Source organism: Carnobacterium divergens (genome assembly GCF_900258435.1).
GTDB lineage: Bacteria > Bacillota > Bacilli > Lactobacillales > Carnobacteriaceae > Carnobacterium > Carnobacterium divergens_A.
Genome location: NZ_LT992558.1, coordinates 2056540 through 2069972, shown reverse-complemented (window position 1 = coordinate 2069972; position 13433 = coordinate 2056540). Strand labels below are relative to the sequence as shown.

The 13433-nt window shown below is 36.5% G+C and carries 12 protein-coding genes; all 12 read left to right on the top strand.

Going from position 1 to position 13433, the window contains the following annotated elements:
- Positions 1-18: 18 nt before the first annotated feature.
- The 12 genes from CDIMF43_RS10405 to CDIMF43_RS10350 all read left to right on the top strand — a co-directional run bounded on the left by CDIMF43_RS10405 (position 19) and on the right by CDIMF43_RS10350 (position 13432).
- Complete coding sequence (locus CDIMF43_RS10405; RefSeq protein ID WP_109841928.1) at positions 19-573, top strand: Maf family protein; 555 nt, start codon at positions 19-21, stop codon at positions 571-573.
- Positions 574-641: 68 nt separating this feature from the next.
- The gene (gene msrB, locus CDIMF43_RS10400) at positions 642-1079 is read left to right on the top strand and encodes a peptide-methionine (R)-S-oxide reductase MsrB (RefSeq protein ID WP_034568939.1); all 438 of its coding nucleotides are present in this window, start codon (positions 642-644) and stop codon (positions 1077-1079) included.
- Positions 1080-1245: 166 nt separating this feature from the next.
- Complete coding sequence (gene ruvA, locus CDIMF43_RS10395; protein ID WP_034568941.1) at positions 1246-1860, top strand: Holliday junction branch migration protein RuvA; 615 nt, start codon at positions 1246-1248, stop codon at positions 1858-1860.
- Positions 1861-1892: 32 nt separating this feature from the next.
- A complete protein-coding gene (ruvB, locus tag CDIMF43_RS10390) occupies positions 1893-2909 on the top strand; it encodes a Holliday junction branch migration DNA helicase RuvB (RefSeq protein ID WP_074403235.1) in 1017 nt (338 codons plus the stop codon).
- 26 nt (positions 2910-2935) lie between these two features.
- Positions 2936-3967: a tRNA preQ1(34) S-adenosylmethionine ribosyltransferase-isomerase QueA gene (queA, locus tag CDIMF43_RS10385; RefSeq protein ID WP_074403233.1), complete on the top strand. Its 1032-nt coding sequence runs from the start codon at positions 2936-2938 to the stop codon at positions 3965-3967.
- A gap of 481 nt (positions 3968-4448) precedes the next feature.
- Positions 4449-5042, top strand: coding sequence for a TetR/AcrR family transcriptional regulator (locus tag CDIMF43_RS10380; RefSeq protein WP_233218314.1), 594 nt, complete (start codon positions 4449-4451; stop codon positions 5040-5042).
- Positions 5043-5079: 37 nt separating this feature from the next.
- Positions 5080-6225, top strand: a complete 1146-nt coding sequence (gene tgt / locus CDIMF43_RS10375; protein WP_034568950.1) for a tRNA guanosine(34) transglycosylase Tgt — start codon at positions 5080-5082, stop codon at positions 6223-6225.
- A 95-nt stretch (positions 6226-6320) separates the two neighbouring features.
- Positions 6321-6686, top strand: coding sequence for a preprotein translocase subunit YajC (gene yajC, locus CDIMF43_RS10370; protein WP_074403232.1), 366 nt, complete (start codon positions 6321-6323; stop codon positions 6684-6686).
- 84 nt (positions 6687-6770) lie between these two features.
- Complete coding sequence (gene mprF, locus CDIMF43_RS10365) at positions 6771-9320, top strand: bifunctional lysylphosphatidylglycerol flippase/synthetase MprF (protein WP_109841927.1); 2550 nt, start codon at positions 6771-6773, stop codon at positions 9318-9320.
- Between the two features lie 34 nt (positions 9321-9354).
- Positions 9355-9630, top strand: coding sequence for a post-transcriptional regulator (locus CDIMF43_RS10360; RefSeq protein ID WP_074403407.1), 276 nt, complete (start codon positions 9355-9357; stop codon positions 9628-9630).
- Between the two features lie 281 nt (positions 9631-9911).
- Positions 9912-12515, top strand: a complete 2604-nt coding sequence (gene adhE, locus CDIMF43_RS10355) for a bifunctional acetaldehyde-CoA/alcohol dehydrogenase (protein WP_074403229.1) — start codon at positions 9912-9914, stop codon at positions 12513-12515.
- Between the two features lie 269 nt (positions 12516-12784).
- Positions 12785-13432, top strand: a complete 648-nt coding sequence (locus CDIMF43_RS10350) for a metal-dependent transcriptional regulator (RefSeq protein WP_074403227.1) — start codon at positions 12785-12787, stop codon at positions 13430-13432.
- Position 13433: the final 1 nt, after the last annotated feature.

Genomic DNA, 13433 nt, shown 5'->3' with positions numbered 1-13433 from the left:
AAAGCAGGTAGATGAAAAATGACCTTAATTTTAGCTTCAGGTTCTCCTAGAAGAAAAGAGTTGCTCAGTAAAATCACAACAGATTTTGACGTAGTTGTTTCTGATGTAGACGAAACGACCCCACCGTCAATGAAAGGTCCTGAAGTTGTGGAAGTGTTAGCGATTCGTAAAGCCAATGAAGTAGCCAAAGAGTATCCAGATGAGTTAGTGATTGGAAGCGACACGATTGTGGTTCTAAATGGTGAGATTATGGGGAAACCAAAGGATGAAGCCGATGCTAAAAGAATGCTTGAGCAACTAAGCGGAACGACACATGAAGTGTTGACAGCAGTCCATCTGACAAAAGGACAACAAAAAGCTACGCAAGTCGTGACAACCAAAGTGACTCTCTTTGAGTTAACTCCAGCAGAAATTGATGCGTATATTGCGACTAAAGAACCGATGGATAAAGCCGGCTCATATGGAATTCAAGGGAAAGGCGCGCTACTTGTCAAAAAAATTGACGGCGATTTTTATAGCGTCGCGGGATTTCCCGTCTCTGTAGTAGCCAGAATGTTAAACGAAATACAGTAAGCAAGAAATGCTCCTTTTTAGTCATTGTTTGCTATACTATAGACAATTAAACTAAAGAGGTGAAGAAAATGGAAAAACCATCGAAAGAAGAATTAAAAGAGACCTTAAGCCCGATTCAATATGAAGTCACACAAGAAAATGGAACGGAGCATGCTTTTACAGGGGAATTTGATGATTTTTATGAAAATGGACTGTATGTTGATATTGTCAGTGGCGAGCCACTTTTTACGTCAAAAGATAAGTACGATGCAGGTTGTGGTTGGCCGGCCTTTTCGAAACCGATTGAAAAAAATGAGGTAGTAGAAAAAGTAGACCACAAATTTGGAATGACACGTACTGAAGTTCGAAGCAAAGCAGCAGATTCTCATTTAGGTCATGTGTTTAATGATGGTCCGCCTGAACTTGGTGGGTTGCGTTACTGCATTAATTCAGCAGCCCTACGTTTTATTCCAGTTGATCAATTGGAAGCGGAAGGCTACGGTCAGTATCGTTCGCTATTTTCTTAAAAAAGCACAAAGATAAGGGAGCTGCCTTTGTCTTTGTGTTTTTCCTTTTTTAGTAAGGAAATGACGAAAATAAAGATTTTTCCATTAGAAAGTCCATTTAATCTTGAAAATATGGTAAAATGCTAGGGGAACGAATGTACTATAGAATAGAATGGAGATCGAACACATGTATGAATACATCAAAGGCACGTTGACGTTTGTAGGACCAGCGTATATCGTGATTGAAAATGGTGGGATCGGTTACCAATTATTGATTGCGAACCCTTTTCGATTTTCAAGTAAATTAAACCAAGAAGTTCAAGTCTATGTTTATCAAGCGGTCCGAGAAGATGCGATAACATTATTTGGCTTTAAAGATTTTAGCGAAAAGCAATTGTATTTAAAATTAATCAGCGTTTCTGGAATAGGACCAAAAAGTAGCTTAGCGATTTTAGCTAGTGATGACCATGAAGGGTTAGTTGCCGCAATTGAAAATGATGATGTGGCGTACTTAACAAAATTTCCTGGTGTTGGAAAGAAAACAGCTTCTCAGATCGTATTGGATTTAAAAGGCAAACTAGACGATTTAACGGTTTCTTCAAGTGCAGGAAAAGGCGCCTTGCAAGAAAAGTTAGTCTTAACAACGAATAACGGACACATTGCAGAAACCGTAGAAGCATTAACCGCATTGGGCTACAGCTCAAGAGAAATCAAACGAATTGAACCAAAACTAATCGCTTTAAATGAACATTCAACAGATGCTTATTTAAGAGCGGCCTTACGTTTGTTAATGAAAAAATAAACTGGAATTTTAGGAAAAGTGGTGAAAATTAGATGACATTTGAAGAACGGATTGTTTCTGGTGAGAGTGAGGACGGAGTAGAGGTAACAATTGAAAAATCTTTACGCCCCCAAACGTTAGCTCAATACATCGGCCAAGACAAAGTAAAAAAAGAGTTAACGATTTACATTGAAGCTGCTAAAAACCGTGAAGAAGCATTAGACCACGTTCTCTTATATGGACCACCAGGTTTAGGGAAAACAACAATGGCAATGGTAATTGCAAATGAAATGCAAGTAGGAATTCGAACCACCAGTGGTCCAGCAATTGAAAAGGCTGGCGATTTGGTGGCGTTATTAAACGAATTAGAAGCAGGAGACGTTCTGTTTATTGATGAAATCCATCGCATGCCTCGAATGGTAGAAGAAATGCTGTATTCCGCAATGGAAGACTTTTTTGTTGATATTATTGTTGGACAAGGTCCAAGCGCTCACCCCGTCCATTTTCCATTGCCGCCCTTTACGTTAATTGGTGCGACAACAAGAGCAGGTTTGTTATCTGCGCCTTTAAGGGATCGATTTGGAATCGTTTCCCATATGGAATATTATCCAGTGAAAGATTTAAAAGAAATCGTGATCCGCTCAGCAGACGTTTTTCAAACGAAAATCAACGATACGGGAGCCCATGAAATTGCTAGACGCTCAAGAGGAACCCCGCGGATTGCGAATCGCTTATTAAAACGCGTGCGAGATTATGCTCAAGTCGAAGGCGAAGGTGAAGTCAGTCAAAGAATGGCAGATGAAGCGCTAGCCCTATTACGAGTCGATCAAGAAGGATTGGATTATGTGGATCAAAAAATGCTGACTACGATGATTGAATTGTATCGTGGAGGGCCAGTAGGTTTGTCAACGATTGCAGCTAATATCGGAGAAGAAACAGAAACCGTAGAAGATATGTACGAACCGTATTTATTGCAAATGGGTTTTCTGCAACGGACACCAAGAGGACGGATTGTGACCCCTTTAGGCTACGAGCATTTAGGGTATTCTTATCCTATAGAAAAAAATTAAAAGCCAGATAAATAGGAGAAATGAACATGTTATCAACGAAAGATTTTGATTTTGATTTACCAGAAGAACTAATTGCTCAAACCCCGCTAAGTGACCGCTCAAGTTCACGTTTACTTGTTTTGGATAGCAAGACGGGTGAGGTATCAGATAAGCACTTTACAGATATTTTAGATGAATTACATGCAGGCGACGCGTTAGTGATGAATGACACACGTGTCTTACCAGCTAGACTTTATGGAACAAAGCCAGAAACCGGCGGACATTTAGAAGTATTACTATTAAAAAATACAGTCAATGACCAGTGGGAGACACTCGTTAAACCAGCAAAACGTGCAAAAGTTGGAACTGAAATTAGCTTTGGTGACGGTCGTTTAAAAGCAACGGTTGTGGAAGAATTAGAACATGGCGGTAGAATTGTTGATTTTTCATATGAGGGCATCTTTCTTGAAGTCTTAGAATCTCTTGGCGAAATGCCATTGCCTCCTTATATTAAAGAACGTTTAGAAGACAATGAACGCTATCAAACGGTTTACGCTAAGGAAAATGGATCAGCAGCAGCGCCAACAGCAGGGTTGCATTTTACAGAAGACCTGTTAGCAAAAATCAAAGCAAAAGGTGTTGAACTTGTTTTTCTAACACTTCATGTGGGTTTAGGTACTTTTAGACCTGTTAGTGTGGATTCTATTGAGGACCATGATATGCATTCTGAATTCTATCGTTTGACAGAGGAAGCGGCGACGAAATTGAACGAAGTTAAGACAAGTGGTGGTCGAATTGTGGCAGTGGGTACAACATCGATTCGAACACTCGAAACAATTGGCACAAAATTTGATGGCGAAATCAAAGCCGATAGCGGTTGGACAAGTATTTTTATTTCACCTGGTTATCAATTTAAAGTGGTTGATGCTTTTTCAACTAATTTTCATTTACCAAAATCAACATTGGTTATGTTGGTGAGTGCCTTTGCAGGACGAGAAAATGTTTTAGCAGCCTACCATCATGCAGTGGAAGAACGCTACCGCTTCTTTAGCTTTGGCGATGCGATGTTTGTCAAATAAAATAAGTAAGCAATCAAAAAAAGAGCCGCCAGTTTTTCATCACTGGAAGCTCTTTTTTATTGAATCAGAGAGGATACGAGTAAACAATTTTGAAGCGAAGCTGAAATGCCATAAGTGTTAGGGGAATTTCTTTCAAAACAAAATTCGGTTTATGCTTACATTATTCGGGACTATCAAACACACTTATGAAACAAATAGTGATCATGAATCTAAATGAAATGGGACAGTTGAATCTGGTACATCAAAACGCGATGTTTCGTTTAACTTGTTTCGTTTAACAAATGAGAAATTCTGTTGTTTACTCGTATAAGCATCTCTCTTTCTAACTATAGAATAACACGATTAGAAAGCGTTTGCAAACAATGTGCTTCTAATCTAAAAAAAGAATTTCTTTAAGAGGATTGCTACCTAAAAATCCCTGTGCTATACTATTGGTTGTGCAAGCATCTGCTTGTTTTTTTGAATTTATTTTTAGAGAGGTGTGAGTCCAATCGACGAGAAAAAGATGACTGGAACGCAACAAAGAATTATTGATGCTGCGTTGCATTTAATTTCTCATGTTGGGTATAAAAGTACGACAACAAAATTAATTGCCCAAGAGGCTCATGTTAACGAAACAACGATTTTTAAAAACTTTAAATCAAAAGAAGCGTTAATGGACACAGCGTTTAAGCAACATGCCAATCAAATCAAAGAAGAAGTGGATGCGTTTTTCTCACAACCCTTTAGCTCAACAAGAGAGTTGCTTGAAAAAACAGGTTACTTTATTGAAGACATCTATTCAAGGCATCGCGACGTGGTGATTGGTTCAATTAAAGAAGTCGGCAACGAAAAAGCACAAACTATTTTTACTTATAAGCAAGAATACATTAACCATTCTTTATGCCAACAGTTGCAACGTTTATCCGATCATCCTAATTACACAAAGTCAGAATATGAAACCTTATGTTTTATCTTTAATAACTCGATTCTTGCGTTATTGATTCGTGATATCCGTCATGACAAGGAAGATACGTTAACTCATGTTACATTAGATAGCATCATTCAGATGATGCTGCAGCCTTTTAAAGATTAAAAAAATCATAGATACACTATTGAAAGTAGGAGAAAAAATGACAGAGCCAGCAATTAAATACCGCTTAATCAAAAAAGAAAAACACACCGGCGCTCGACTTGGGGAAATTATCACGCCACACGGAACGTTCCCTACTCCGATGTTTATGCCAGTCGGTACCTTAGCTACTGTAAAAAGTATTGCACCTGAAGAATTGGATGCAATGGGTGCTGGAATTATTTTAAGCAATACTTACCATTTATGGTTACGTCCAGGTGAAGACATTGTGCAAGAAGCCGGTGGCTTACACAAATTTATGAACTGGGACAAAGGAATCTTAACAGATTCTGGTGGTTTCCAAGTCTTTTCATTAAGTGATATGCGTCGCATTGAAGAAGAAGGGGTTCATTTTAGAAATCATTTAAATGGGTCAAAAATGTTCTTATCTCCTGAAAAAGCGATTGACATTCAAAATAAATTAGGTCCAGATATTATGATGAGTTTCGATGAATGTCCACCTTTTGAAGAAAGCTTTGAATACGTTAAAAAATCAATTGAGCGTACAAGCCGTTGGGCAGAGCGTGGGTTAAAAGCACATGCAAATCCATCGACACAAGGTTTATTTGGTATCATTCAAGGAGCGGGCTACAAAGAATTAAGACAGCAAAGCGCAAGAGATTTGATTTCAATGGATTTCCCTGGGTATTCTATTGGCGGATTGTCTGTTGGAGAGCCCAAACATTTAATGAATGAAGTGTTGGAATACACAACACCACTGATTCCAGAAGACAAACCAAGATATTTGATGGGTGTTGGTTCAGCGGATTCCTTAATTGATGGCGTGATCCGAGGCGTTGATATGTTTGATTGTGTATTGCCAACTCGAATTGCCCGTAACGGTACTTGTATGACAAGTGCAGGTCGCTTAGTTGTTAAAAATGCTCAATACGAGCGTGATTTTAGACCAATTGATGAAAAATGCGATTGCCATACATGTAAAAATTACTCGAGAGCGTATATTCGTCATTTAATTAAAGCGGATGAAACGTTTGGTTTGCGATTAACAAGCTATCACAATTTATATTTCTTACAAAACCTAATGAAAAATGTTCGTCAAGCGATTATGGATGACAATTTATTAGAATTTAGAGAAGCATTTTTTGAAGAATATGGGTTTAACAAGCCAAATGCAAAAAACTTTTAAAAAACATGTGTAATCACTAGCTGAAAACAGAAAAGTTTGTTAAAGTGAGTAGTGAGAATAGTTTTTTAGGAACGAAGAGAAATGGAGTGGAACAAATGTCAGGTATTGTAACGTTTTTACCATTGATCGCAATTTTTGGATTAATGTACTTTATGATGATTAAACCGCAGAAAAAAGCGGCAGATGAAAAGAAAAAAATGATGGAATCTTTGAAAAAAGGTGACGCAATTGTAACGATTGGTGGTTTACACGGAATCGTTGATGAAGTGGTTGAAGTAGATCGTACCGTGGTTATTGATTGCGATGGCGTTTTCTTAACTTTTGAACGAGGTGCAATTGCTCGTATTAAAGAAACTGCGGCTCCAACACCAGTTGAAGTAAAAGAAGAAGTATTAGTTGAAGAACCAACGGTTGTTGAAGAAGTAGAAGTTATTGAAGAAACACCAACTGAAACAAAATAATTAGCTACAAAATGAATACTTGAAGAAGAATGAATCGTTTCTTTTTCAAGTATTTTTACTTTCTATCGTGGAGGAGGAAAGAACATGAAAGAAAAATTCAAAAAAATAATCGAAGGTGTTTTGCAACATCTAACACTCATTAAAATTATTTTTGTGGGGTTTGTTTCATTGTTTGTGGTCTTACAAGTCATAAAAATTGCTGCAGATATGAATTACCGTGATTTAAAGGAAAATTTATTTACGCAAAGTCCAGTAGCGATTGGTTTGATGTTAATTGCAGGGTTAATTGCTATTTTGCCGATGATGATTTATGATTTTACGATCGTTGAATTGTTGCCTGGAAAGTTTAGTAAAAAGCATATTTTTACCTCTGGATGGATTACCAATACGTTTACGAATATTGGTGGATTTGGTGGGTTTTTAGGAGCTTCGTTAAGAGCCACTTTCTATGGGGAAGGTGCGAGTCATAAAGAAATTCTTATTGCCATTTCAAAAATCGCTGTTTTCTTATTATCAGGGTTATCAATCTTATCTTTAGTCACTTTAGGTAGTTTTTCTTTACCAGGATACGGCGAAGCCTTCCGTAATTACTGGCCATGGCTTGTGGGTGGGGGCTTGTATTTCCCCATTTTATTTACATTTACCAAAGTTAAAAGTAAAACGTTATTTACGGATTTGCCCCTTAAACGTGAGTTGAAATTAATTGTCGGCTCTATTTTAGAATGGAGCGGCGCTATGGGCTGCTTTGTGCTGATTGGTTATCTTTTACAAGAACCCATTCGATTAGGTCAAGTGTTTCCATTGTTTGTAATCGCATCAATTATTGGGATTGTTTCAATGGTTCCAGGCGGCGTTGGAACTTTTGACGTGTTTATGATTTATGGGTTAGGTCAATTAGGCGTCTCAAAAGAGCTCGCTGTTGTTTGGCTATTATTTTATCGGATTTTTTATTATATTATTCCGTTTTTTATTGGCATTTCATTTTTTACTCACGATGGAGCACAAAAAATCAACCGATACTTAGATGGTTTGCCTAAGCAATTTGTTCAAAAGATTGCCCATGGATTTTTAGTCGTTTTTGTTTATTCATCGGGAATTATGATGATTTTAATTTCTACGGTTCCTAATTTAGCGTTTAACAGCTATTTGTTTGCTAGGCTTTATCCGTTTACGTTCTTTTTTCTTACTCAATTGAGCAATGTGATTTTTGGCTTCTTATTGTTAGGATTAGCCCGGGGCATTGAAGGGAAAGTAAAAAAAGCGTATTGGCCTACGATTATTATTTTAGGTTTTGGCATTTTAAATACACTAACCAAAGACTTTTCTTGGGGCTTAACGATTTTTTTAGGGATCGTTATTGTGTGTGTCTATCTATCTAGGCATGAATTTTATCGAAATAAACTTGTTTATTCTTGGGGAAAAGCTTTATTAGACGGCGCTGTCTTATTTGGCAGTTTGTTATTGTATATTTTAGTCGGCTACTTCAATTCCCCAAGATTCCATCATCGCCGACCAGTTCTATTTCATTCCTCCTTATTTCCAACGGGGCATGTTTGGCTGGCGGGTTTAATTGGCGTTGTAATTGGTTTAATCAGCTTAGCTATTGTGATTAGTTACTTGATGCGGTCAAAATTGAAAATTGGGGTTTCACTAGATGAGGAACGTTTAAAAGCGGTCATTAATCAATTTGGTGGAAATGAAGTGAGTCATTTGGCCTTTTTACGAGATAAATATTTTTATTACTATGGCGAAGACCAAGTAGTTTTCCAATTTCGTCAAGAAGCCGATAAACTAGTCGTGATGGGAGAGCCTATTGGAGATTCCTCTTTATTTGAAAAAGCCATTGTCGATTTTATGGATGTAGCCGATCAATTTGGTTACTCAGTAGTATTTTATGAAGTAAGTGGTTCATTGGTGATGATTTTACATGAACTTGGCTATGACTTTATGAAGGTTGGAGAGGAAGGGCATGTCTCTTTACCTGAATTTACCTTGTCTGGGAAAAAACGACGAGCAGAACGGGCTCTTGTGAATAAAATTGAACGGGAAGGCTATCTGTTTGAAATGCTTCAACCGCCTTTTTCTGCAAGTCAGTTTGAAGAATTAAAACAAATTTCTGACGAATGGTTAGAAAAACGAACTGAAAAAGGTTTTTCTCTAGGATTTTATGATGAGTTCTATTTAAATCAAGCTGAAATTGCGGTTGTAAAGACGCCAGAAGGGCAGTTGATTGCTTTTGCTACAATGATGCCAACAGGGTCAGACGAATTGATTTCGATTGATTTAATGCGTTATAAAACAAAAGAAGCACCTAATGGTGTAATGGATTATTTATTTATCAAATTATTTGAATACAACCAAGAGCTTGGGTTCCAAGCCTTTAATATGGGCATGGCACCTCTTTCAAATGTTGGAGCAACGCGTTATAGTTTTATTAGCGAACGAATTGCAGGGTTGCTTTATCGCTTTGGGACGAAATTGTATGGCTTTCAAGGGTTACGCCACTACAAAGAAAAATACGTGACTACTTGGATTCCTAAATATGTTGCTTTTAGGAAAAAAAGTTCCATTCTTTTTACAATGTTACAATTAGTTGCATTGGTTGGAAAGAAACGTCAAATTGATACAAAATAAAGTGATTATAAAAAAAGGAGGCGCATAGTTGACGATGGATTCATTTGTTGAGTACGAACGATTCACCCCATGGTTATCTTTAAAAATTAAAGAGTTTCACCGATTAGGCTACTCACAAATCAATGAAGAAGATTTATGGCGCTATTTGACTCGCTTTAGTTGGAAAAGACAAGTACCAGAACATTATTACCAACAGATTTCGCAAATTTGTAAATTATCTCCAAATGATTATTTAGATTTTGCATCTTTAGAGGCTCAGATTTATAAAGTAGATTCTTTAGACTTAATGGAAATTGATGATTTATTGTAAAAGAAGGAGACTGTCCAAAAAAACAGTCTCCTTCTTTTTGTGGTTCGATTGTGAAAAAGGTTCAAATTTAAAAAAACAAATAAAAACATTTTTATTTTTGAATCCCCTTACATCCTTGTTGCTTAAATACTCTTTTATCCTTGTACTGTAAAGGAATTTATTATTAGTGAAAATAATCACAAAAAACTATTTACAAACTTAAAAAAACATTGTATGATGTTCTTGTGAAGAAGTTAACAAACTAAAAATAAAATGTTAGTCACTATAGGAGGAACCTACAAATGGTTAAAGCTAAAGTAGAAACACAAGTTGCAGAAGAAAACAATGTTCAATCAATGATTGATGGATTAGCAAGCAAAGGGTTAGAAGCATTAAAAGTCCTTGAAACATTCGATCAAGAAAAAATTGACTACATTGTTCATCAAATGGCACTCGCTGGATTAGAACAACATATGCCATTAGCAAAAATGGCAGTTGAAGAAACAGGTCGTGGTATTTATGAAGATAAATGTATTAAAAACATGTTTGCGACTGAATCCATTTGGAATTCAATCAAACACAATAAAACAGTTGGTGTTATTAGCGATGACGAACAAACTCAACTAATGGAAGTTGCAGCTCCAGTTGGAATCGTTTGTGGTGTTACTCCTGTGACAAATCCAACCTCAACAACTATGTTTAAAGCGATGATTTCAATTAAAACCCGTAACCCAATTATTTTTGCTTTCCATCCATCCGCTCAAAAATGTTCAGCTGAAGCAGCTCGTATTCTTTACGAAGCAGCTATCAAAGCAGGAGCGCCTGAAGGATGTATCCAATGGGTTGAATACCCATCACTTGAAGCAACAAGCACATTAATGAATCACCCAGACATTGCAATCGTTTTAGCAACCGGTGGATCAGGCATGGTAAAATCAGCTTATTCAACTGGCAAACCAGCACTTGGCGTAGGCCCAGGAAACGTTCCAAGTTATATTGAAAAAACTGCAAAAATTAAACGTGCTGTTAATGACGTAATTGCATCAAAATCATTTGATAATGGAATGATTTGTGCATCAGAGCAAGCCGTAATCGTAGATGCTGAAATTTATGACGAAGTAAAAGCTGAATTTGAAAGACATCAAGTATATGTAGTGAAAGCTAAAGAATTAGCAAAATTAGAAGCCGTTGTAATGAACGAAGGAAAATATGCTGTAAACGCAGCAATTGTTGGGAAATCGGCTTATGAAATTGCTAAATTAGCAGGGATTAAAGTACCAGAAAGAACTAAAATCTTAATTGCTGAATTAGATGGTGCTGGCGCTGACTATCCATTGTCACGTGAAAAATTATCACCAGTATTGGCGATGATGAAAGCAGAAAGCACTAAACATGCCTTTGAACTATGTGAAACAATGTTAGAACTTGGTGGTTTAGGTCATTCAGCAGCAATTCACACATTAGATGACAACTTAGCACGCGAATTTGGTATTCAAATGAAAGCTTGTCGTATCTTGGTTAACTCTCCAACTGCACAAGGTGGGATTGGTGATTTATACAACAACATGATTCCATCACTAACATTAGGTTGTGGATCTTATGGTAAAAACTCAATTTCAAAAAATGTTTCAACAATCAACTTATTGAACATTAAAACAATCGCGAAACGGAGAAAAAATATGCAATGGTTTAGACTTCCTTCAAGAGTATACTTCGAAAAAAATTCAGTACAATATTTACAAAAAATGGAAAACGTTGAACGCGTCTTCTTAGTATGTGATCCAGGAATGGTTCAATTTGGCTACGCTGACTTAGTAATGAAAGAACTATACAAACGTCAAAATAACGTTAAAATCGAAGTCTTCTCACAAGTGGAACCTAACCCATCTTCAAACACCGTTAAAGCAGGTACAGAAGCAATGATCGCCTTTGAACCAGATACAATCATCGCACTTGGTGGTGGATCTGCAATGGACGCAGCTAAAGGCATGTGGTTATTCTATGAAAAACCAGAAACTGAATTCTTTGGAGCAAAACAAAAATTCTTAGATATCAGAAAACGTACGTACAAAATTCCATCATTAACAAAAACACAATTTGTATGTATCCCAACAACTTCAGGAACAGGTTCAGAAGTAACACCATTTGCAGTAATTACAGATAGTGAAACACATGTGAAATACCCATTAGCCGACTACGCGTTAACACCAGACGTAGCGATTATTGATTCACAATTTGTAATGAGTGTTCCTAAATCAGTAACTGCTGATACAGGGATGGATGTATTAACTCATGCAATCGAGTCGTATGTATCTGTCATGGCAAGTGACTATACTCGTGGACTAAGCTTACAAGCAATCAAATTGGTTTTTGAAAACCTACGTGATTCTTACAACACAGCAAATGAAGAAGCAAGAGAAAAAATGCACAATGCGTCAACAATGGCGGGTATGGCTTTTGCCAATGCTTTCTTAGGAATTAACCACTCAATTGCCCACAAAATTGGTGGAGAGTATAATATTCCTCATGGTCGTACAAATGCGATCCTAATGCCACATGTTATTCGTTATAACGCTAAAGATCCTTCAAAACACGCTTTATTCCCTAAATACGAATATTTCCGTGCAGATGAAGACTATGCTGATATCGCTCGCTTTATGGGCTTTAAAGGCAACTCAACAGCTGAATTAGTTGAATCACTTGTTCAAGAAATCATCAAATTAGGTAAAGATTTAAACATTGATATGAGTCTAAAAGGCCAAGGTGTTACTCAAACGACATTAGATACAACTGTAGATCGCATGGCTGAATTAGCATTTGAAGATCAATGTACTACAGCAAATCCAAAAGAACCATTAATTGTTGAATTACGTCAAATTATCATTGATTCATATATTGGTGAATAAGATTAAATAAAACAAGAGTCCACTATCGAAACTGATAGTGGGCTTTTTTCTTTATAATTAACCAAAACAATTAAAATCGACTCTATGTTCGTTATTTTTTTATTTGATTGTTTTAGAATTGAAATAAACCTACATTTTTTAATATAGTTTGTAAATTTAAACTTAAAAAGAGAATAAATCTTGATATTTAAAGAGTTTTTCGATATGATAGTATTAAAAGTTAGGGGAACCTAAAAATAAATTTTCTTAAAAGAAAGGTGAAAAATAAGATGACACCCAATAAAGAAGACTACTTAAAAATAATATTTGAATTAGGCGGAGCCAATCAAAAAATAAATAATAAACAAATTGTAACAGGTTTAAGTGTTTCGGCAGCATCTGTTAGCGAAATGATGTCGAAATTATTAAAAGAAGGATACATTGACCATACGCCTTATCAAGGAGCTCAATTAACAGAAGCTGGTTTACATGAAGCCAGTATTTTAGTACGCAAGCATCGTTTGTGGGAAGTCTTTTTAGTAGAACATTTGGGCTATTCTTGGAATGAAGTTCATGATGAAGCAGAAGTTTTGGAACATGTAACGTCTTCTAATTTAGCCAATCATTTAGAAGAATACCTCAATTTTCCTGCTAATTGTCCTCATGGCGGAGTAATCCCTGATAAACAGGGAAAAATTATCGAAAGCCCACTACAAACTTTAGTAGAAATGCCAGTAAATACCGATGTGAAAATCCAACGAGTATTAGATGATCGAGAATTATTAGACTATTTAGTGACAGTAGGAATTAATATTGGCGACCAATGTCGTATTACTGAAATTGGTGCTTATGAAGGACCGATTACGCTTACTAAAGATGATCAGGCCATTCAAATAAGCTATAAAGCTGCCTGTAATTTATTTATTCAACCATTATAAC